Raw genomic sequence first — 21,695 nt, 5'->3', positions numbered from 1 at the left:
TCGAATTTCAAATTGAGTTTGCCTAAAAGATGGCTAAAGTAGCTCCAGATCGGGAGGGGGAAATGCAGCATATTTCGGCAAGGGAAGCCAAGAATGGATTTGGACGCCTGATTGATTTGGCGAGAGCCGAACCCGTTTCGATCGACAAATTTGGACGCCCCGTCGTCGTTGTACTTTCGGTCGAAGAGTACGAGCGACTGACTGCAATTGCTTCGAAGCGCGGAGCGAATTCCTAGATGGCCACCCATACTGACCTTGCCAACCTAATTTGGGAAATCGCCAACCTGCTGCGTGGCCCGTATCGCCCGCCGCAATACGAACGTGTCATGCTGCCGCTCGTGGTCCTGCGCCGCTTCGACTGCGTTCTAGCCGATACGAAAGAAGCGGTGGTTGCCGAGGCAAAACGCCGCGAGGGCAGCAAGATTCAGGGCGATGCGCTCGACAGCAAACTGAACCAAGTGGCCGGGCATCGCTTCCACAACCGTGCGCCCTATGACTTCAAGAAGCTGCTGGGCGACCCAGACCACATCAATCAGCACCTGCAAACCTACATCAATGGCTTTTCCGCCAACGTCCGGAAAATTTTCGAGTATTTCGAGTTCACTGCCGAGATTGAACGGATGCACGAGGCAGGTATCCTGTTCCTGATTGTGAAAGAGATTGCTGGCGTCGATCTTCACCCCAACAAGGTCAAGAACGAGCAGATGGGACTGCTCTTCGAAAACCTGATCCGGCGCTTCAACGAACTGGCGAACGAAACGGCTGGCGATCACTTCACTCCGCGTGAGGTCATCACGCTTATGGTCGATTTACTGTTCAATGATGATGACGATCTTTTCGTGAAGGAAGGAGCCGTACGCACCATCCTCGATCCGGCGTGCGGCACGGGCGGAATGCTGGCCGAGGCGCAGGCTTATATGCGGCGGCACAACTCACCTGCGAAGCTCTACGTATACGGCCAAGACTATAACAAGCGCGCTTTCGCTACCGCCGCGTCCGACATGCTGATGAAGCAGGTTGACCACAACGGGCACGGCGAGAACATTCAGTTCGGTGACACCTTCACCGAGGACAAGTTCGAGGGCCAGAAGTTCGACTACTTCATCGCCAATCCGCCATTTGGAGTGGATTGGAAGAAGCAGCAAAAGGAAATCGTAGCCGAGCACGACCGGGGCGAGTCCGGGCGCTTCCATGCCGGCCTGCCTAGGGTAAACGATGGGTCTTTGCTGTTCCTCCAGCACATGATCTCGAAGTTTGAAGACGTTGATCCGGCAGACAACAAACACGGCTCACGCGCTGCCATCGTTTTCAGCGGTTCGCCATTGTTCACCGGCGGTGCCGGGGGTGGGGAAAGCAACATCCGGAAGTGGATCATCGAAAAGGACATGCTGGAGGCGATCATCGCCCTGCCTGAACAGATGTTCTACAATACTGGCATTGGCACTTATATCTGGATCGTCACCAACCGGAAGGCGAAGGATCGCAAGGGCAAGGTCCAATTGGTCGACGCGCGCGACACCTGGATTCCGATGCGCCGAAGTCAAGGCGACAAGCGGCGCAAGATCGGCGAAGGCCCCGCGCTGGAGGGCGATGACCGTCCGGACGAGCCGGACCAGATTGCCGACATCGTCCGTCGCTATGGCCAGTTCGCCCAAGGCGAGCAGTCAAAGATCTTCGACAATAACGATTTCGGCTATACCCGCGTCACGGTCGAGCGACCCTTGCGGCTGCGTTATCAGATGACGGTCGAGGACAAGGCGCGCTTCCTCGATGCCGCACCGCATCTGCTCGACGATATCCAGGCGATCGATAAGGAACTTGGGCGCGAACCGCAATTTGACTGGAACTCGGTATCCGCTGCCATTGATCGCTTGCTGAAGAAGCGCGGGTCAAAGTGGAAAGCAGCCGACCAAAAACTGTTTCGTGGCGTGTTCACCGCCAAGGATATCACCGCGAAAGAGGTGCGAAAGGGCAAGGGGTTCGAGCCCGATCCCGATCTGCGCGATTTCGAGAGTATCCCGCTCAAGGTCGATATCGACGCCTTCTTCGCGCTCGAAGTCCTGCCCCATGTGCCAGATGCCTGGATGGACCGGAGCAAGGACAAGGTTGGCTACGAAATCAACTTCAACCGCCACTTCTACAAGTTCACTCCGCCCCGCCCGCTGGCAATCATCGATGCCGAGCTGAAGCAGGCAGAAGAGGAAATCCTGCACCTTTTGCGGGAGGTGACAGAGTGAGCAGCACGCAACAGCAAAACACGATGCGTCTTAAGTTCGCGGCGACCATCAACGATGAGACATTGCCCGAGAACGTCGATCCGGACTTTGAGATCGCCTACATTGATATTGGCAACGTGGACTCCTCCGGGACAATCCATGAGATTGTCGATTACCGGTTCGAGGCTGCCCCAAGCCGCGCGCGCAGGATCGTACGGGATGGCGACGTCATCATTTCCACCGTTCGCACCTACCTGCAAGCAATTGCTCCGATCATAGAGCCTCCCGACAATCTGATTGTCTCGACTGGGTTCGCGGTCGTTCGCCCTCGTCCGGATCAACTCGATCCGGGTTTTTGCCGTTATGCCGTTCGGGAGCCGCGATTTCTGGCGGAAGTCGAAATGCGATCAACGGGCATCAGCTACCCTGCGATCAATGCGTCTGAAATTGGCGACATCGCGATTGCATTGCCGGAACTGCCAATCCAGCGAAGAACTGCGGCATTTCTAGACGCGGAACTGGTCCAACTCGACGCCCTGATCGAGGCCAAGGAGAAGCTGCTGAGCCTTCTGGCCGAAAAGCGGCGGACGCTGGTGGCAGAGGCAGTCATGCGCGGGCTGGACCGCTCCGCCCCCTTGCGTCCCTCTGGCATCGACTGGCTCGGCGATATCCCGGCGCATTGGGAGGTTCGCCGCCTCGCCACACTTTTCACTGAAAAGGACGAACGGAACGAGCCGGACTTGCCGCTGCTGGAAGTCTCTATCAACACGGGCGTATCCGTCCGTCAGTTTTCAACCACGCAGATTGAGGGAACGGCGGCCGACTTCAACACCTACAAAGTTGCCCGCAAGGGGAGCATCGCCTTCAACAAAATGCGCATGTGGCAGGGCGCAGTTGGCGTTACCCCAACTGATGGATTGATCAGCCCGGACTATGTGGTTGCCGAGCCATCAGAAAATATTGACGCTGACTTCGCTGGTCTGCTTTTCCGGACACCTGCTTTCAGCGCCGAATGCGCGCGACACTCTCAAGGGATCACCTGGGACAGATTGAGGCTCTATTGGGATGGGTTTCGGGACATCTCGATTGGCCTCCCTCCTTTGGACGAGCAGCGAAAAATCGCGAAAATGCAAGCGCAAGAAGCGTCGAAAATCGACAGGCTGGCATCAGCCACCGAACGATCCATCGCCTTGCTGAAGGAACGCCGCAGCGCCCTGATCGCCGCCGCCGTCACCGGCCAGATCGATATTCCGGAGGCCGCATGAGGATTACCAATCTCGACGTTTCTGGACTGCGCGGCTTTGCCCAAGCAAGCTTTGAGTTCGATCCCTCCTTCACGCTGCTGGTTGGCGTCAATGGCGTGGGCAAGAGCAGCGTGCTCGAAGCCCTGCGCATATCCCTGTCGCGCATCATGCCCAAGTTCACCGCCAGCCGCGCTGGTCCATTGGCATTTTCCGACGACGACATCCGGGTCGGCAGCTCGGCCCTTTCTGTCCGGGCAGACTTCCGGTTTGCGGATGACCTCCGCCATTTCTTGATACACGTACCCCGCGAACGCTATGCCAAGGGCGAAGAAGGTTCGGTACGGCACGGCGTTATCGAAACTCCGGAACGCGAAGAAATGTCACAGCCCTGGCCCAAGGAGGACAAGGCGGCAGAGCAGCCGCTTGGCCTGTACTTCGGCATTCGCCGTTCCCATCCCACTGATGCGCAGGCGAAAATAGGACAGACGCGCGGCGGTCAGGCTGCGGCCTATGCAGATGCGCTCTCAGATGTCCGCGCGTTGCATCTTGCGGACATGGCTTCATGGATCTTGGCGCAAGAAGCACTGGCTGTTGAATTGCCGCGTGCAGGGATGCACCTGGACGCGCTGAAGTTGGCAGTTGCGCGATTTCTGCCGACTTGCACCGGTCTGAGGGCGATCGGTGACGAGGACAGACCGCGCCTCCTGATCACTAAGGGCGATACTGAACTAGACGTTCGTTTCCTGTCAGAAGGGGAGCGCGGTATGCTTGCGCTCGCTCTCGACCTTGCCCGCCGCCTATCGCAAGCAAACCCCGGCCTTGACGATCCGGTCCGCGATGGCGTTGCCGTTGTGCTCATCGACGAGCTCGACATGCATATGCATCCCACTTGGCAACGTCAGATTTCTTCCCTGCTGACACAGACTTTTCGCAACTGCCAGTTCATCGCCTCCAGCCATTCTCCTCAAATCATCGGGGAGACCCAACCTAATCAATTGGTTCTTCTAAAGGAAGAAGATGGGCAAATCGTCACGCATCAATGTGGGCAGGCCTACGGACTCGACACGAATTTCGTGCTCGAACAAATTATGGAAACGGCTTCCCGTTCAGCGCCTGTGCGGGCTGCTATTGAAGAAGTTGAGAGCGCACTGGACGAGGGCGACCTTGAGCTCGCCCGCGTAAAGTTGGCAGACTTGAAGCAACTGCAGCACGGCGACGACCCAACAACAGTGGGCCTAGAGGCAGCCATCAATAACCTCGAGGCCTTAGCCGATGAGGCAGATTAAGAAGCAAGCGCCTCCCGCTGCCTTGACCGAGTGGATTGCTGCAAATCAGAACGGTCCGAACTGCAATTATCGGTCTCTAACCGGTGAGCTTCGCAGAGTAATCCGCGAAGCGTTAGTAGCAGAACAAGGATGCCTGTGTGCCTATTCAGGTAGAGGCATCGATCCCGACAGCTGTCATATCGAGCACCTGAAGCCACAGGCACATTGTAAAGATCTGGAAGAAGTGTCTTACAAGAATCTCGTTGCAGCCGTCCCGAAGCCAAACTCACCGAATTTGCCATACGGCGCGCATCTCAAGGCCAATTGGCCTTCTGACGACGAAGTCGCGATGTTCGTTTCTCCACTACAAGCAGGCTGTACCGCTCGCTTCACCTATAACTTCAGGGGCAAGATCGAGCCCTCAAACCCAGATGATGAACCAGCACTAGAGACGATCAAGCGCCTTGGCCTCAACCATAGTATTTTGGTCGAGTATCGGCGCGAGGCGATAGGTCAGACATTGCAAGCTCCGAAAAAAGGACCAGCGTCTCTCGATGCGAAAACTGCCAAACGGCGCCTTGAAGGCTTGCGCAAGCAAGAGGAAGGCAGCGATCAGCTAGAGCAATTTTCCTTTGCCTTAATCTGCGCATTGGAGAAACATATCGAGCGGATTCAAAAGATTGCCGGCGGAAAGAAGAAGGCATGAGTCATACTCGCCATACGGAAGAAGCCTTCGAAACGGTTGTTGAGAGCGCTCTGCTTTCAAGTGGATACAACGCGCTCGCGTCAAGGCAGTTCGATAGAACAGCTGCAATTTTCCCTGATCCAGTGATTGCCTTCATTCGGTCGACGCAGCCCAAAGAATGGAGCGCGCTTGAAGCACTTCATGGCGACAAAACGCGGGACCAGATCCTTTCTGATCTGGTTAAGTGGATCGATGCCAATGGCTCGCTCGCCACGCTGCGGCACGGCTTCAAGTGCTATGGCAAGACCCTCCGCGTAGCCACATTCAAGGCTGCGCACGATCTGAACGCAGAGCTGGAGGCACGATACGCCGCCAACAACGTCAGCGTTACGCGCCAGCTTCGCTACTCGCTCAGTAACGATAACGAGCTTGATCTCGTGCTCAGCGTAAACGGCATCCCGGTGATCTCGGTCGAGCTAAAAAACGCGATGACCGGATCGACGGTCGAAGATGCCGTTCGGCAGTACCGCCGTGACCGCGATCCGCGCGAACCCATCTTTGAATTTAAGCGGCGTATATTGGCACACTTCGCCGTAGATACCGATGCAGTCTTCATGACGACGCGACTGGCTGGCCCAGCAACTTACTTTCTGCCTTTCAACCAAGGTCATGATGGTGGGGCAGGCAATCCTCCTGACCCGAAGGGCCGTAGCTATCGCACTGCCTACCTATGGGAAGAAGTGCTTCAGCGCGACAGCCTGCTCGATCTGCTCGCCCGGTTCATCCATTTGCAAGTGGAAGAAAAGCGCGACGACGCGGGGCGAAAGGTCAAGAAAGAAACTCTTATCTTTCCGCGCTACCATCAGCTTGAAGCGGTCCGGGATTTAGTCGCGCGGGCTAAAACTGAAGGCCCTGGTCACAACTATCTGATCGAGCATTCGGCGGGCAGCGGCAAGAGCAACACCATCGGCTGGCTTACCCATCGACTTGCGTCGCTGCACGACAGCGAAAATGATCGCGTGTTCGACAGCGTCATTGTCATCACTGATCGCGTGGTACTCGACAAGCAATTGCAGGACACGATCTACCAGTTCGAGCACAAACACGGCGTGGTCCAGAAGATTGACGACAATTCCCGGCAGTTGGCAGAAGCGCTTGAAAGCTCGGTGCCGATCATCATCACGACCTTGCAGAAGTTTCCATTCGTCTCGCGCCAGCTGATCCGCCTGGCAGAAGAGCGCGGGGACGATGGTGACGGTGTTGTGCTCAAGACCCGGAATTTTGCGGTTATCATTGATGAGGCGCACAGCTCACAGGGCGGTGAAGCGGCAACCGACCTGAAAGAAGTTCTCGGTGGTCAGCGTCTGCGCGAAGAGGCCCAACGCTACATGGTCGAAAACGAGAGTGTCGGCGAGGATGAGCTATTCCGCAGCATGGCGAAGCGCGGTCGTCAGGCAAATATCAGCTTCTTCGCATTCACCGCGACGCCGAAGCACAAGACTTTGGCCGTGTTTGGAAATGGCGGCAAACCCGCCCACCGCTACACCATGCGCCAGGCGATCGAGGAACACTTCATCCTCGATGTGCTGAAGCACTACACCACCTACGCTACCTATTTCCGGCTATTGAAGGCCAGCGACGACGATCCGAATGTGGTCAGGAAAAAGGCGGCGCTTGCGCTGGCGCGGTTCCTCAAGCTGCATCCGCACAATATCGCCCAGAAGACCGAAGTAATGGTCGAGCATTTCCATGCGGCCACCCAGCACAAAGTTGGCGGTCGCGCCAAAGCCATGGTTGTTACTGGCTCACGCCTTGAAGCCGTGCGCTACAAGCAGAGCTTTGACGCCTATATCAAAGCGAAAGGCTATGCCATCAGATCGCTGGTCGCCTTCTCCGGGGCTGTTCCCGACGACAAGCTCCCCGATGTCACCTATACCGAAGAGGCGATGAATCTGGGCGTCCGCGAAAAGGAGCTACCGGATGTCTTCGCCACGTCCGAGTATCAGGTTCTGCTAGTCGCGGAGAAATATCAAACCGGATTTGACCAACCATTGCTTCACACCATGTACGTCGATAGGCGGCTGTCAGGCATCCAAGCCGTCCAGACTCTGTCGCGGCTAAATCGCACACACCCCTTCAAAGAAGACACGTTCATTCTCGATTTCGTGAACGACCGAACCGAGATTCAAGAGGCCTTCAAGACTTATTACGAGGGCGCAGAGATCGGCGAGGAAGTCGATCCGAACCGAATGTATCAGATCAAAGGTGAGCTCGATTCGAGCGGTATTTACACCCTCAGCGATGTCGATCTTTTTTCGGAGGTGTACTTCAAGCCAAAGCTGAAACAGAGTCCTGCCGACCACCAAAAAATGAATGCCATTATCGATCGACCAGTGTCGAATTTCGGCGATCTTGCGAAAGCCGATCCGGCAGAGGCCGAGGTGTTGCGCGGAAAGATCCTGGCATTCGGCAGTCTCTACGGCTTTCTAAGTCAGATCATCCCCTATCAGGACTCTGACCTCGAAACCCTATACGTCTTCCTACGCCATCTGGCTTCCAAGCTGCCGAAGAAGGGCGGAAGCCCCTCCTATCAGTTCGATGACGAGGTCAGACTTGATTACTATCGCCTCCAAAAGGTCAGTGAGGGTTCGATCAGTCTTTCCGAAGGGACGGCAAACAAACTCGACGGACCTTCCTCTGTGGGATCGAAAGTCGCGCGTGAAGAAGAGGTACCACTTTCCCGGCTGATTGACGTCGTGAACGAGCGGTTCGGCACTGACTTCAACAATGCTGACCAACTGTTCTTCGATCAGATCGTTGAGGCCGCGATGGCCGACGCCAACCTGCGCCAAGCCGCGATCGCGAACCCAGGCGAAAAATTCGAGTTATTGTTCAAGAATCTGCTTGAAGCCCTGTTTGTTGAGCGCATGGATCAGAATGAAGAAATCTTTGCCCGATTCATGAATGACAAAGCCTTTCAAGGTCTTGTCACGAACTGGCTGGCAACCGAAGCATATTCCAAATTGCGGAACTCAAATGACTAGTTTGGAAATCGTCCACGAATGCTCGCCGCAGCGCTCCGCGATCCAGCTGTTGATGCGCCGTAGTATCCTGTCTGTCCAAAGATTTGCCGATCGAGAAAACAACATCTTGCTGAGCGTCGGCGATGAAAGAAGCTGAGTTCAAGGAATGGCTTGGCAGGCGGCTTTATCAAGGCAAGCCACTCAAGACGGTGGGCAACCGTGTCGGTTGGGTCAAGGCTGCCGAGCGGGCGCTGGCCGAATTGGGCTTCGCACAAACAACCCTCGACGATGTGCACGCAGCCGGACAGTGGGATGCCCTATTGCAGGCGCTTTCACAGCTGCGCTCAGACTGGCGCACCAACGAGGCCGCCGCAAGGGCAATTGCACCTCAATCGGCTGATCCACACCTGCAGGTTGCGAACACGCGGCAAGCAGTTGGGATGTACGGTCGGTTTCTGGACGGCGCTGATCCCAACTATGACGATGATCTCCAGGAGGGGGCTGCCAGCATGAGCGGAATCCAAAAGGCTGACGTGGAAGCTGCAATGGATGAATGCGACGCAATGGGCGTCGATGCCTTCATGGACGAATATGGCTATAGCTGGAACAATCTTCGCTACTGGGTCGAGCGTGGGGCAAAATCTTATCCGTCCAAAGCCATCTACGGCGTAGCGCATCGATTTCTGGATAATGGCGCAGCGCTCGGCAATGACGAGTGCAACGGCACAACCGCGCGAAAGAAGCTTGCCTCGTTAGGTTTCACAATTGTTGAGCAAAGCGGTCAGCCAGCAAACCTGCGTAGTCACAACAGCCAATCGTCAGAATTGGAGTTGGCAATCCTGCCTACAAACCTCATCCTTTATGGTCCGCCAGGCACCGGAAAGACCTACAACACAGCCCTTGAAGCGGTGAAACTGTGCGATGGTGTGGAAGACTACCCGCCAACCAAGGAGGGCCGCGCTGCGCTGATGGCGCGCTATAACGAATTGGTCGGACAAGAGCGGATCGCCTTTGTCACCTTCCACCAAAATTACGGCTATGAGGATTTCGTCGAGGGCTTGAGGCCGTCCAGCTTCGGCGACGATGGAGAGCCGTTGGAGACAGGTTTTCGGCTCGCGCCTGAGGCTGGCATCTTCACCAAGATCGCCGAACGGGCAGAGGCACTGCGCAGCGCGCGGGATGAAGGGTATGACTTCTCAGGCAAGCGCTTTTTCAAGATGTCCCTTGGTGAGGTCGCCAACCCCGAAGACGACTATCTCTTCGACGAGGCAATCGAGGGCGGATTCGTTCATATGGGCGATGATGGGGGGATGGATTGGTCAGAGGCTCGCTTCAGCACCAAGGAAGCGATGATTGACGGCTACGCCGAGCGCCATCCCGAATTGCCGAGGCAGCACCCGAACAACGGCATCATAGAGTTTCCTTTCCGCTTGAGGGCCCGCGCGCGGGTCGGTGACATTGTCATCGTCAGCAAAGGCAACCTGCTTTTCCGGGCGATCGGCGAAATCACCGGCGAATACCATCAGGTTGAACGCGAAAATGACGATTACACCATGCGGCGCTCGGTCAGATGGCTTTGGATCGACCGCGACGGTGTCAGCCATGATGTGATCTACGGCAAAAGGTTTTCACAGCGGACTATTTACGAGTTCACCGACGCTGAGCTCAAGCTCGACGCCATTCGCGGCCTAATCGAAGTGGGCAGGGACGGACCGGAAGAAGGACCCAGCAAGCCATTTGTACTTATCATTGATGAGATCAACCGAGCCAATGTGTCGAAGGTTTTTGGCGAACTGATCACACTACTGGAGCCGGATAAGCGCGCAGGCATGGAAAATGCGCTGTCGGTGACCTTGCCCTATTCGAAGAGACCGTTTTCTGTTCCCGCCAACCTCCACATCGTCGGCACAATGAATACGGCTGACCGGTCGATCGCCTTGCTCGACACTGCGTTGCGGCGCCGGTTCAATTTCCGGGAAATCGAGCCGAGACCGGGCTTGCTAGCGGACGCTTCCAATCGGACTGGGATCGATCTTGTCCGAGTCCTGACTACCATCAATCACCGGATCGAGTATCTGATCGACCGCGAACACCGCATCGGACATGCATTCTTTATCGGCTGCGAGACGGCTGAGCAGGTCCACGCCGCTATGCGCGACAAGGTTATCCCGCTGTTACAGGAGTACTTCTTCGAGGATTGGAGCCGGATTCATGCCGTATTAGGCGACGGTTTCATTGACGAGGACAAACTTGATCCTCCACCAGGAATCGAAGGAGATCGCATATCGAGTTGGTCTGTGCTCGAAGAGTTCAAAACCGACGCCTTCGAACGATTGACCACGACAGTATCGACTGCAGCGGAGGAGCGTGGGGATTGATCACGCTCTTCCAGCCATGACGCACCTGACCGTACACGAATGGGGGCGCACCAATGTCCATAATGGCCCCGGACCCTCACCGAGTGGAGCTTTCACCCGGGGCCAGGCCAATGCACTGCTTTGGGCTGCGCGGTCGCACCCACTGGCAAACCAATCAGGAACCAACATCCTTATCGACCACCACAGTGAGATAAGGGCACGGCAGGTAGTTGGGGTTATCGCTGCGCCAGGGTGCAGTCTTGAGATTCTGCCCAAGATCGATGTTGTTTCGGATGAAAGCAATGAAACAATTCGTACTCGGCTTGTCTCAATGCTCGATGTCGCGCTCGGACTGAAACTTGGAGACGGGCAGGCCCTGTCTATGGCGCGTCAGAAGGAAACCCTGCTCGACATCCTAATTCGATTGTTTGCCGACCGCCTGCTAGCCGAAACGCGGCGCGGCCTGCCGCGTGCCTATATGGCGCAGGAGGAGGATCTGGCCGCGCTGCGCGGGCGGCTCAATGTTATCCGCCAGTTCACCCATCATGCGGTACGTCCCGACCGGCTCGCCTGCCAGTTCGATACACTGCTGCCAGACACACCGCTACTCCGGATCATGAAGGCCTGCGTCCTGCTGCTGCGCCGCCACGCGCACGCAATAGAGACGCAGCGACGATTGGATGAGCTGCGCTTCGTTCTGGCGGAGGTGAGAGATATCCCTGTCAGCGCACTACCGTGGACACAGGTTAGGATCGACCGGACAAACCGCCGATGGGAGAGCCTTTACGAGTTGGCAAAGCTGTTCCTGAAGCGCGAATGGCAGCGAACTGACCACGATCCTAAGGCGGGTAAGGGGATCACATTGTTGTTCGCCATGAATGACCTTTTCGAAGCCTATGTCGCTGCACTTGTGCGCAAAGCATTGTTGGGCAGCGATCTGACAGTCCATTCACAAGGCGGATTGCGCTATTGCCTGATGGAAGAAGGCGAAGGCGGCAACCCACGCTTCCAGACCACGCCGGACATTTTGATCAAGCGGCATGAACAGGTCGAGTTGGTGCTGGATACCAAATGGAAGCTGATTGGCTGTAACCCCGAAGACAAGAAGCGTGGTGTTTCCCAATCTGATGTCTATCAGATGATGGCATATGCGCGGCTGTATCGGTGTCGAGATCTTGTATTACTGTACCCCCATCACACGGCCCTTGGCGCTCCCGCTTTGGCCATCAAATACCGCATGGCAGAAGGAGGAGAACGCCTGAAAGTTGCGAGTATTGATGTCACAAAATCGATAGCCGAGGTGATTGAAAGTTTGAGGGAATTGATCAATCAAAACCTGTGCGAAAGGCAGCTGTGAATCGTCAATCATTGCTCGCGGAGAGCACCATACTCAGCTGAAAAGACAAGTGTCTAGGTAAGCTACCCTGCCGGGCAACCTGCTCTATCCGCTGGCGCAGACCGGGCCTGTTGTCCCGGCCCATCCGGGTGACGATCAGGAGCAGTTTTAAGCGGAGCGGGAATTCCTGATAGACGCGCTCTGTCCCCCATGCCCTGCGGTCATGCTCCTGAGGGCGCGGCATTCCTTTGCTAACCCGCAGGCACTTTTGCCTCTCTCCTTGCCGGATGCCCGCTGGCGCACTGATCGCGCGCGCAGGACCTCCGTCGGCTTCGCGCCGTTGCAAGGGTGCCGATCTTGTGTGGATCGCAGGGCGATCCCTGGCGGGAACACCAAAGGCTTTGCCCTCTCGTTCCCGAAACCGGAACTAGACGCCCCCGTGTGGCGGGCTGTACCCGCTGGCCCGCGCCAGGGCATCGATTCCGGTTTTCCCTCCCCCTCCCATCCTCGCCGGAAGGCAGGCCGCATGCCGCGCGTCGGATGCGGCTTTCAGTCGAAGGAGGGCAGAAAATGGCTGACCTGATCTTGAACTACCGGGCTTGTGGGGCCGAGTGCCGCGAGGACTGGTTGCGAATGCTGGCCAATGAGAATGGCTTGCCGTTCGGAACGGTGCGCAGGCTTGCCGAGGAACTGGGCGAGCGGGAAGATTTTGGCGAGTTGGTTCACATCTGCGAATGCGGCGGGAGGGCAGTGCAATGACTGCTGGAACCCTTTGCCGCAGCGAGCGGATTGCCCGGCTCAATGACCGGGCACGGCAGGCGATGGGCCTGGCCTGTGTTGCCGTGGCGACCGAGGGGTTCCGGGCCTTGCCCGATGAGGATCAGTCGCGGGTGCGCGAGCTGGTGCATTCGACGCGTTCACGCCGGACAACGATCCTTATGGCGAGCGCGATTTCGGGGCGATCTATCAGGCTGGCGAAGGTCGCTGGATGACGACACGACCTGCGCGGCCTGCCGAAACCGTGTTCTGGAAGATTGATGCCTACGACCGCGATTTGCAGTTTGGCAGCGACGACCCGGCCAATCCTGCGGTTACCCGGCGGGTGCTCACCATCATGCTTGCCAGCGAATACTGACGAGAGGCAGTCCGCGCGCCGCCTGACACTTCAGGCGGCGCGTTGATCGACGAAGCAGTGTTCGTTGTGCCAATCGAGGAACGCCGGTTCGGGATCGAACCGGATTGCTGATCGCAACGTTGCGTTCTCGAATTGCTGGAAATAGTCGCGTGTCTCGCGGCTCTGGCTTTCGCGCAATTGCCTCGAGACGCGAATGCGCTGTTGGCGATCTACCGTGATGAGCCCGCGATCAAACGCGCGGTCGAGTGTCGCTGACAGCAATAGGCCATTGGCCGGGTTGTGCCGGTTCTCGCTGTCCTTGCCCCACGGCTTGATATGGCTTGCGGTAAGCAGGCGCGGATCGGCGATCCCAGTGATGCAGCACGTCTCTTCGTAATTGGCGAGCACCGCGCGGCGGAAGAAGTCTTGGCCGACGCGCTGATTGACGAGCGCCTGTGTGGTGGACTCGCCTTGATAGGGCTCGAACCGGAATTCGCTGCGCTTCTCATTGAGGCGTGATGGCGCGGACAGCAGCTCAAACTGGCCGACCGGTGCAGTCCAAAGGTCTTCTGCCCGCGAGACTAGACCGGTCCAGTCTTGACCGAACTCCGCGTAGGTGGCGCGATCCAGCTTGGATGCGCCGTCCAGGCCTTTGCGCCCGCTATTGGTGATCTTGGGATCGAGGCTGGCGAAGTTGCACAGCTTCATCGCGACCGAGCTGTTCGTGCGCCCGAGCGCAGCGGCGAGCTCTTGGATTTCGGGATTGCCCGAGTGCAGCTTTCCAAACGGCAGCTGGAAATAGAGATACAGCGCGAGCACCGTCTCCTCATCGCTCCAGCGTTTCCGTGAACTGCCCTCGATTGCCATGACGAAGGTTTGGGCGAGAGTGATCCAGGGCGCAAGTGTAACGGTTTGGCATGTGTTTGGATGCCTTTCGATAAGGCGGTTTCGTTATTGAGCACCCTCACTGGCCGCTCTCGGTCAGCCTTCAATGTCCGGCCCGCGCCGGTTCCCCCTGACTTCGCCGGGGTCACCCGTGTTGGACATGAATCCTGCGCTTGGCCGTGCGGCCTTTCTGTTGGTGCAACGAGACAGCAGACACGAAAGGAAATCATCATGGCACGCAGCAATACCGCACCCGCGCAGGAGGCCAATCCGCCGGACTTCCTCTCCTGGCATGTCGCAAACAAGGGCGACAAGGGCTTCTGGACCCGCATCGGAGCCGCCTGATTCCACCGCGACCGAAAAGGGCTTTCGCTTCAACTGGAAGTTGTGCCGATCAATGGCCGGATCGTCCTGCGCACGCCACTGGACGACGAGAAGAAGGAGCCGGGCGCTTAGCGCCCGACCTCATAAATAGAAACCGCACTATGGCTTGGCGCGCTCACTCATCTTGCGTCCAGCTACAATTGAGCCAACCGTGCCAATCAATCCAAGGATAAACAACAACCATGTGCCGGCAAGAGCAACTCGGACTATCGTCAAAGATTGCCGAGTCCAAAGCCGAGATGGTTCCCATTCCGCGCTTCGGAGCGCTTCCCTACCCAGTTCAGGACAACTAGCCCCGTACACGAGCTTGGCATCAGCTGTGCATTCGTAGCCCGTAACAACACGGAAACTACCTGACGGAGGTTCGGCTACAAAATACGAATAAATCACAAGATAGGAAATAATTCCTGCAAAAACCATGATCATTGACGCAATGATCCATGATCGCCTAAATCGAACCTTTGCACTTCTCGTCCATTCCCAGCTAACCAACGCGGATACCACGATTAATGCTGCGCTCAGCTGCCCCATCGCAACCGGCCATGGAGGCTGCAATTCAGCCAGCGTTGCAATTATCGGAGCTGAGGCGAAGGCGGCGCCCAACCCCATCACTTTCGCCAAATTTTTTAAATAGCTATCAATCATTGCTTTCGTATCACAATTAGCCTGGCGTCTCTCGTCACTTCATCTGCTTCAAAGAGGCGTCTCCCACGCCGTACTGTGCCATCAGGCCATTCGGCAACAAACAGATAGCGGCCAGACAAGTAGACCTCTTCACTTGGTGTAGACTCATACCACCCAAAGCATTGATCCCTATTCCAAGGATCTATCGCACGTCGCTCGCATATCAAAGAATCGAATTCCGGGATTATCCAGAGACTTGCATTGGCGGGAATGGTAGAGAATAGGTACGGAACATCTCCGTCTCCGCATTCTCCAGAAGCGACAATTGGGAGCGATTCCGATTGCATCACTCGTCTATTTTGTTCGATGCGCATCGTAAGAATCTTAAATTCCGGATCACCGCGAAGCACTCCATCGAATTGATTTGTGCTGACATGCGGCGCGACGATTCTGTAGCTTCTATATATACTTCTAATTTCATAATCCCGGAGCGGCCCTTGATAAATTTCAGATAGATATCCCGCTTCTCGCAACCTTCTTTCTATTCCAACAGTTTGTTTGGCCAGCCTATTGTAGAATTCATTTCGATATTCAGGATCATCCCCTGTGTAATAAGGGGGGTAGCAATGGAAAATATCGACAGAACCGATCGATTCGGAATACTCTTCTTCATATCTCCACGAATTTTCAAAATCGCGCTCGGACTCTTCTCCTACCTCTAGCCGAACTTCTAACTCACCCTTAATCTTATCGAATTCTGATATCTGGGATTCGATATCAAAGCCATCCCAACCGCTTTTAGCTTGTCCAGCACATGCAGCGGCCGCCAGAATTGCTCCGACCGTCAGAAGCAGCATTCCGATGATCTTTGTCTCAAGTGAAATTCGCGTCAGCGACAATTCTCTGGGCCTCTTTTGGTCGTCATTTCATGTTGATGCACAAAAGCGCCTTTCGTTGACTTTCGATAGACCAGTAGGCTGCGCCTAGGGTCGGCACAAGCCGATGCTTGTGTCTGGCTAAGTCAAGGCCACATGGAGCGTAGTGGAAACGGGAAACCTAACGGGCGAAGTTGCACATTCCTACTCGTAGCCCATCAAGATAATCGCTCCACCACTGAGCCATTTTCACCCGCTCATCCCAATAGTTGCCGCGATTGTAGACGCCGCGAATGGCATTGCTATCGCCGTGAGCGAGTGCGCGCTCGATCGCGTCGGGGTGCCAGAGCCCGCTCTCATTGAGCATGGTCGATGCCGTCGAGCGCAAACCATGTGCTGTCACCTCGTCTTTGGTGAAGCCCATACGCCGAAACGCCGCGTTGATCGTATTCTCGCTCATTGGGCGCTGTCGCGTATGAAACGCTGGGAACATGTAGCCCTTGCTGCCGGTAATCGATTTTAGCTCTCGAAATAGTTCCAACACCTGGCGTGATAGAGGCACCACATGGGTCCGCCGCGCCTTCATCTTGCCTTCCGGAATTGTCCAGGTGGCCTTGTCCCAATCGATCTCGTTCCACTCGCCATGGCGAAGCTCACCGGGTCGCACAAAGACATGCGGTGCGATCGTCAACGCGAATTTCGTTGCAGGGTAGCATTCGAAATCATCGATCGCGCGAAGTAGCCCGCCCAACTTCTCGGGCTCAAGGATCGCCGCGTAGTGCCGTGCCCTTGGCGTCACCAGTGCGCCCTGCAGGATGGATGTTGGATCGGTTTGGCATTGACCAAGTGCGGCGCCGTACCGGAACACCCGGCTTGCGAAGGATCGGCATTTCTTCGCGGTCTCCAGATTGCCTTTGGCTTCGAGCTTCTTGAGAGCCGCCAGCATCAACTGCGGATCGACATCGTTTATTGGCATATTGCCGATTGCGGGCTTGAGCAGTTCAAGGAACCAGCGCGCCTTCCGCAGCGTGGCCTCCGCCCTGCCTTCGGGCACCATCTTCTCGTCGATGTACTTGTTGGCGATGACCTCGAAGGTGTTCTCCGCACCTAACTTGATCCTGGCCTTCTTGCGCTTGCGCTCCAGCATCGGATCGATGCCATCGGTAACCTTGAGCCGCGCTCGGTCGCGAAGCTGGCGCGCTTGCGACAAGCTGACCTCTGGGAACGCGCCAATGGGCAGCTTCTTTTCCTTCCCGCCGAAGCGGTACTTGAAATACCAGAGCTTGGAGCCGTTGGGCTTCACCAGAAGCAGCAGCCCCCGCGAGTCGTATTTCTTGTACGACTTGTCGGCAGCCCGGAAGCCTTTGATTTCCTGCACATTGAGGCTCATTTGGGGGCCTCACTTTCGTGCGATTTGGGGGCTTTTGAGCTGAAGCCCCCAACCGAGGCCCCCAGAGATGCTGGAACAAAGCGGAACAAAACAAGACCTCGCTTTCTGCGCTAGAGGTCAAGAATGGCAGAATTCCGCCATTTCTGCAATGTTTTGGAACGTTCTGAGGAGAACAAATGGTGCCCAGAAGAGGACTCGAACCTCCACGCCCTTGCGAGCGCCAGCACCTGAAGCTGGTGCGTCTACCAATTCCGCCATCTGGGCACCGGAGCGAGAGCGGTCATCGAAATCCGTCTCGCTGGTAGGCGCGGGCCACTAGCGAAGGGTGACAGTGCTTGTCAATCAAAGCTTGCGATCGTTACAGCATTTGCTGGCGGATTTTTTGCCGGGAGGGATGGACGATCGATGGGGCAACACTGGTTCAGCCGCGGTCTTGCCCTGCTTGCGATGTCCGGATTCGCCTTGCGATTCGGCCTGCGCGCCCTGCGGGGTGAGGGGGATTTCTGGACCAACGGCTATCTCGGTTTCGCTCGGTTGGCGCAGAATATGGCGCAGGGGAACGGCTATTCGCTCAATGGTCAGGAGCTGACTGCCTTTCGCGTGCCTTTCTACCCCATCTTCCTGCTGCTGACCGGCGGAGGGCAGGCGAATTTCTGGACAGTGTTGCTGGCGCAGGCGCTGGTTTCGACCGGGACTATCGTATTGACCGCCCTGATCGCGCGGCACCTGTTCGGGCCTGCCACCGGCCTGCTGGCCGCGGCCATCGCCGCCGTGTGGCCCTATGCCGTGTCGCACGATACCGCATTGCAGGAGTCGGGCCTGCTGGCCTTCCTGGTGGCGCTGTCGATCTGGCTGCTGCTGCGGCTTCAGCTGGAGCGCCGGGCGATGCTGGCGCTGGTGGCGGGGCTGGTGCTTGGCATGGCGATCCTGACACGCGCCACGATCCTGCCCTTTGCCCTGTGTGCGATTGTGTGGCTGGCGCTGCCTTTGCAGGACGGCGAACCGCTGAAAAGGGGGCTCGCCACTGCGGCGATCTGTGCGGGCGGCCTGCTGCTGGCGCTGGGACCGTGGCTGGTCCACGCCGAGCGTGTGCTGGGGGCGCCCGCTCTGGGAACGGAAAGCGGGCGCGCGTTCTATGCCGGGAACAGCGAACTGACGTTCAGCTTCTACCCCGAGCAAAGCATCGACAGGTCGCGTCAGGCGGTGTTCGCCGCTCAGGACCGCGGTGAATATGCCCGCGCCCTCGCCCTGCCCAAACTGGAGCGGGAGGCCTGGTATCGCGACCGCGCCGTTGAGGAGATACTGGCGCATCCGGGACGGACGGTCCGCTATGGCATGGCCAAGCTGTGGGCGGCGTTCGGCCCCTTCCCCAGCCCGCGCAAATCCACGCTGGTCAATTGGCTGTATGCGCTGGGCTGGCTGCCGGTGCTGGCAGGCGGGCTGGCCGGACTGTGGCTGGACCGGGCGAACTGGCGGCGCGATCTGCTGATCTATGCGCTGCTGGGCACATTTGCCGCTGTGACGGCGGCGATCTGGGGGCATACCAGCCACCGCTCCTACCTCGATTACTACTTCATCATCTTTGCCGCATATGGGATCATTCGCATTGCGGGAACCGACAGGGTGCGCCGCGCGCTTGCCCCGTGGGCCCGCATTGTGCGAAGGGGCCAATAGCGAAACGGCCGGTGATCCGGCGCAGGAAAGAACAGGCATGGCGCAGAGCAAACCCCTCCAGAACAAACTCATCGTCCTGATCGGCGGCAACGGCTTTATCGGCCGGCATCTGGCGCAGGATCTGCTGGAGCGCGGGGCGCGGCTGCGCATTGCGGCGCGCCATCCGGAAAAGGCCTATTCGCTGAAGCCGCTCGCCAATCTGGGCCAGTTGCAGTTCGCGCGCTGCAATGTGAAGGACAAGGCCAGTATCGAGGCGTGCTGCCATGGCGCCGATGCGGTGGTCTATCTTGTCGGCACCTTCGGCAAGGACCAGCTGGCACTGCAGGCCGAAGGCGCGGGCCATGCTGCTGCTGCGGCCAAGGCCGGCGGCGCCCAGGCCTTCGTCTATCTGTCCGCCATCGGCGCCGATGCGGCGAATGAGCAAAGCGGATATGCCAGCACCAAGGGGCTGGGGGAGCAGCTGGTGAAGCAGGCATTTCCCGGTGCCACGATCATGCGCCCCTCAGTGATTTTCGGCCAGGACGACCAGTTCCTGAACATGTTCGCCGGACTGGTGGCCACCCTGCCCGTGCTGCCGGTTTTTGGCAGCGAGGCTAAGCTGCAGCCGGTGTGGGTGGACGATGTGGCCGAAGCGATCGGCAATGCCCTGTCCGATCCCGCCACGCTTGGCGGCAAGACTTATGAACTGGCCGGACCCGAGCAGCTGACCATGGGCGATCTGCATGAACGGATTGCCGCGGGGCAGGATCGCAAGCGCAGTTTCATTGCCGTGCCCGATGCCATCAGCGCGATTTTCGCTGCTTTGCCCGGTACGCCGATGAACGGGGACCAGTGGCGCCTGTTGAAGGCCGGCAGCGTGGCCACGGGTGATCTTCCGGGCATTGCCGGACTGGGCGTGACAGCAAAGCCGCTGGGGCTGTTTCTGGACAAATGGATGGTCCGCTTCCGCAAGCACGGCCGCTTCACTGTAGAGGCGGCCTAGGAGCCTGACGGGGTAATTGGCGGCTCCGGTCAGGCGGCTGGCTCTGCCGTATCCGCCGCGATCAGCGTAATCGGTTCCACCAGCAATATCGCGCCTTCGCTGCCGACCACGCGCACGCGCTGGCCGATGTCCGTATCAGGGCCGCGCGCAATCCATTCACTGTCGCCAATGTGCACGCGCCCGCTGCCGTGCTCGATCGCCTGCACCACCAGCGCATTGACCCCCACCAGCCGCGCGCCGCGCTGGTTCATCAGCGGGTCGGCACTTTCAATCGGCTTTTCGATGAAGAACCGCCGGGCGGAGAAAACCGCGATCAGCGACAGGAAGGCAAAGTCGATCACCTGCATCGTAACGCTCAGATCGAACAGACCCGTCAGCAGGCCGGTGATCAGCGCCGCCACCGCAAACCAGATCAGGAACACACCGGGCACCAGCATTTCCAGCGCGGCCAGCACCAGGCCGAAGGTCACCCACAGCCAGTGCGCATCGATGCCTTCGAGGAAATCCACCTCAGCTGTCCCCGTCACCGCGGGTGCGCGGCACGCTGGTGCGCGGACGGCGGTCGAGGTCCAGCGGAGTTGCAGGCGCAGGGCCGGGCTTGTGCTCGGCCAGTGCTTCCTTGGCCAGTTCGCCAATGCCGCCCAGCGTGCCGATCAGCTGGGTCGCCTCAACCGGGAACAGGATGGTCTTGGAGTTGGGACTGTCGGCGAATTTGGCGATCGCCTTGGTGTATTCCTGGGCGATGAAGTAATTGATCGCCTGGCTGCCTGATCTGGCAATGGCTTCTGACACCATTTCCGTGGCCTTGGCCTCCGCCTCCGCAGAGCGTTCGCGCGCTTCGGCATTGCGGAACTCCGCCTCACGGCGACCTTCGGCCTTCAGGATAGCGCTCTGCTTGTCGCCCTCGGCGCGCAGGATGGAGCTGGCGCGGTCGCCTTCAGCTTCGAGGATTTCGGCCCGCTTGAGGCGTTCGGCCTTCATCTGCCGCGCCATCGCTTCGGAGATATCGTGCGGCGGGCGGATGTCCTTGATCTCCACGCGGGTGATCTTCACGCCCCATGGCGATGTGGCATGATCGACCACGGACAGCAGGCGGGCGTTGATCTCGTCACGCTTGGACAGGGTTTCATCCAGGTCCATCGATCCCATCACCGTGCGCAGGTTGGTGGTGGTGATGGCCATGATCGCGCCATACAGGTTGGACACCTCGTAAGCTGCCTTGCCCGCTTCCAGCACCTGGAAGAACACCACCGCATCCACGCCGACCATGGCATTGTCTGCCGTGATGATTTCCTGTCCGGGAATATCCAGCACCTGCTCCATCACGTTGATCTTGTGGCCAACGCGGTCAAAGAACGGGATCAGCAGGTGCAGGCCGGGATCGGCTGCCTTGGTGAAGCGGCCGAAGCGTTCAATCGTATAGACGAAGCCCTGCTTCACCACGCGCACGCCCATCACCAGAAAGACGAGCACCAGAAACACCAACGCGCCCAGAACAAGTTCCACGATCACTACTCCCCGCTAAATTCTCACAAATACATGGTAGCGCACGGGGGGCACGGAGCAAGCGAATCCGGTCAGCGCAGGATTGGATAATTGTTGGCGGTTACTGGCTTCTATTGGCAGGGCGCGAATAAATGC

Annotated in this window: 19 protein-coding genes and 1 tRNA gene; 13 read left to right on the top strand and 7 right to left on the bottom strand. The window is 57.8% G+C overall.

Going from position 1 to position 21,695, the window contains the following annotated elements; genetic code table 11:
* Positions 1-29 precede the first annotated feature (29 nt).
* The 11 genes from ABDZ98_RS02605 to ABDZ98_RS14970 all read left to right on the top strand — a co-directional run bounded on the left by ABDZ98_RS02605 (position 30) and on the right by ABDZ98_RS14970 (position 13,261).
* Entirely contained in the window at positions 30-236 is a 207-nt protein-coding gene (locus ABDZ98_RS02605; protein ID WP_343805552.1) for a type II toxin-antitoxin system Phd/YefM family antitoxin, read from the top strand.
* On the top strand, positions 237-2,237 hold the full coding sequence (locus tag ABDZ98_RS02600) for a type I restriction-modification system subunit M (RefSeq protein ID WP_160590380.1): 2,001 nt from the start codon (positions 237-239) through the stop codon (positions 2,235-2,237).
* On the top strand, positions 2,234-3,481 hold the full coding sequence (locus tag ABDZ98_RS02595) for a restriction endonuclease subunit S (RefSeq protein WP_202385961.1): 1,248 nt from the start codon (positions 2,234-2,236) through the stop codon (positions 3,479-3,481). Before ABDZ98_RS02600 ends, ABDZ98_RS02595 begins: the two co-directional genes overlap by 4 nt.
* Positions 3,478-4,746 carry an AAA family ATPase gene (locus tag ABDZ98_RS02590; protein WP_160590382.1) on the top strand — a complete coding sequence of 423 codons (1,269 nt, stop codon included), beginning with the start codon at positions 3,478-3,480 and terminating at the stop codon, positions 4,744-4,746. Before ABDZ98_RS02595 ends, ABDZ98_RS02590 begins: the two co-directional genes overlap by 4 nt.
* Positions 4,733-5,431: a retron system putative HNH endonuclease gene (locus ABDZ98_RS02585; RefSeq protein WP_160590384.1), complete on the top strand. Its 699-nt coding sequence runs from the start codon at positions 4,733-4,735 to the stop codon at positions 5,429-5,431. The genes ABDZ98_RS02590 and ABDZ98_RS02585 overlap by 14 nt, the downstream gene beginning before the upstream one ends.
* Positions 5,428-8,454: a type I restriction endonuclease subunit R gene (locus ABDZ98_RS02580; protein ID WP_160590386.1), complete on the top strand. Its 3,027-nt coding sequence runs from the start codon at positions 5,428-5,430 to the stop codon at positions 8,452-8,454. Before ABDZ98_RS02585 ends, ABDZ98_RS02580 begins: the two co-directional genes overlap by 4 nt.
* A 122-nt stretch (positions 8,455-8,576) precedes the next feature.
* Positions 8,577-10,811, top strand: a complete 2,235-nt coding sequence (locus ABDZ98_RS02575; protein ID WP_160590388.1) for a ScoMcrA-related endonuclease — start codon at positions 8,577-8,579, stop codon at positions 10,809-10,811.
* A gap of 16 nt (positions 10,812-10,827) precedes the next feature.
* Entirely contained in the window at positions 10,828-12,147 is a 1,320-nt protein-coding gene (locus ABDZ98_RS02570) for an McrC family protein (RefSeq protein WP_160590390.1), read from the top strand.
* A 549-nt stretch (positions 12,148-12,696) separates the two neighbouring features.
* Positions 12,697-12,885 carry a hypothetical protein gene (locus ABDZ98_RS02565; protein WP_160590392.1) on the top strand — a complete coding sequence of 63 codons (189 nt, stop codon included), beginning with the start codon at positions 12,697-12,699 and terminating at the stop codon, positions 12,883-12,885.
* Positions 12,882-13,118 (top strand): hypothetical protein, encoded by a 237-nt coding sequence (locus tag ABDZ98_RS14975; RefSeq protein WP_419866762.1) that lies wholly within the window; start codon positions 12,882-12,884, stop codon positions 13,116-13,118. The genes ABDZ98_RS02565 and ABDZ98_RS14975 overlap by 4 nt, the downstream gene beginning before the upstream one ends.
* Positions 13,088-13,261, top strand: coding sequence for a DUF3768 domain-containing protein (locus tag ABDZ98_RS14970; protein WP_419866765.1), 174 nt, complete (start codon positions 13,088-13,090; stop codon positions 13,259-13,261). The genes ABDZ98_RS14975 and ABDZ98_RS14970 overlap by 31 nt, the downstream gene beginning before the upstream one ends.
* Positions 13,262-13,291: 30 nt before the next feature.
* Here ABDZ98_RS14970 and ABDZ98_RS02555 read toward each other — a convergent pair whose 3' ends face one another.
* The 5 genes from ABDZ98_RS02555 to ABDZ98_RS02535 all read right to left on the bottom strand — a co-directional run bounded on the left by ABDZ98_RS02555 (position 13,292) and on the right by ABDZ98_RS02535 (position 17,662).
* Positions 13,292-14,107, bottom strand: a complete 816-nt coding sequence (locus ABDZ98_RS02555; protein ID WP_160590394.1) for an HNH endonuclease — start codon at positions 14,105-14,107, stop codon at positions 13,292-13,294.
* Between the two features lie 501 nt (positions 14,108-14,608).
* Positions 14,609-15,154 (bottom strand): hypothetical protein, encoded by a 546-nt coding sequence (locus ABDZ98_RS02550; protein ID WP_160590396.1) that lies wholly within the window; start codon positions 15,152-15,154, stop codon positions 14,609-14,611.
* Positions 15,151-15,990: a type 1 periplasmic-binding domain-containing protein gene (locus tag ABDZ98_RS02545; protein ID WP_160590398.1), complete on the bottom strand. Its 840-nt coding sequence runs from the start codon at positions 15,988-15,990 to the stop codon at positions 15,151-15,153. The genes ABDZ98_RS02550 and ABDZ98_RS02545 overlap by 4 nt, the downstream gene beginning before the upstream one ends.
* Before the next feature lie 199 nt (positions 15,991-16,189).
* Positions 16,190-17,398 carry a tyrosine-type recombinase/integrase gene (locus tag ABDZ98_RS02540; RefSeq protein WP_160590400.1) on the bottom strand — a complete coding sequence of 403 codons (1,209 nt, stop codon included), beginning with the start codon at positions 17,396-17,398 and terminating at the stop codon, positions 16,190-16,192.
* Positions 17,399-17,575: 177 nt separating this feature from the next.
* Positions 17,576-17,662, bottom strand: a tRNA-Leu gene (locus ABDZ98_RS02535).
* A gap of 183 nt (positions 17,663-17,845) precedes the next feature.
* Between ABDZ98_RS02535 and ABDZ98_RS02530 the strand changes: the two genes are divergently transcribed.
* Entirely contained in the window at positions 17,846-19,072 is a 1,227-nt protein-coding gene (locus tag ABDZ98_RS02530) for an ArnT family glycosyltransferase (protein WP_160590402.1), read from the top strand.
* Between the two features lie 37 nt (positions 19,073-19,109).
* Entirely contained in the window at positions 19,110-20,054 is a 945-nt protein-coding gene (locus ABDZ98_RS02525; protein ID WP_160590404.1) for a complex I NDUFA9 subunit family protein, read from the top strand.
* A gap of 29 nt (positions 20,055-20,083) precedes the next feature.
* On the opposite strand, the gene ABDZ98_RS02520 is transcribed toward ABDZ98_RS02525, so the two are convergent.
* Positions 20,084-20,563 (bottom strand): NfeD family protein, encoded by a 480-nt coding sequence (locus tag ABDZ98_RS02520; RefSeq protein WP_337190166.1) that lies wholly within the window; start codon positions 20,561-20,563, stop codon positions 20,084-20,086.
* 1 nt (position 20,564) lies between these two features.
* Entirely contained in the window at positions 20,565-21,509 is a 945-nt protein-coding gene (locus ABDZ98_RS02515) for an SPFH domain-containing protein (protein ID WP_160591061.1), read from the bottom strand.
* Between the last annotated feature and the right edge of the window lie 186 nt (positions 21,510-21,695).

It is taken from the genome of Alteraurantiacibacter aestuarii, from assembly GCF_039523595.1.
Lineage (GTDB): Bacteria > Pseudomonadota > Alphaproteobacteria > Sphingomonadales > Sphingomonadaceae > Alteraurantiacibacter > Alteraurantiacibacter aestuarii.
This window is presented reverse-complemented; position numbering and strand designations above follow the sequence as displayed.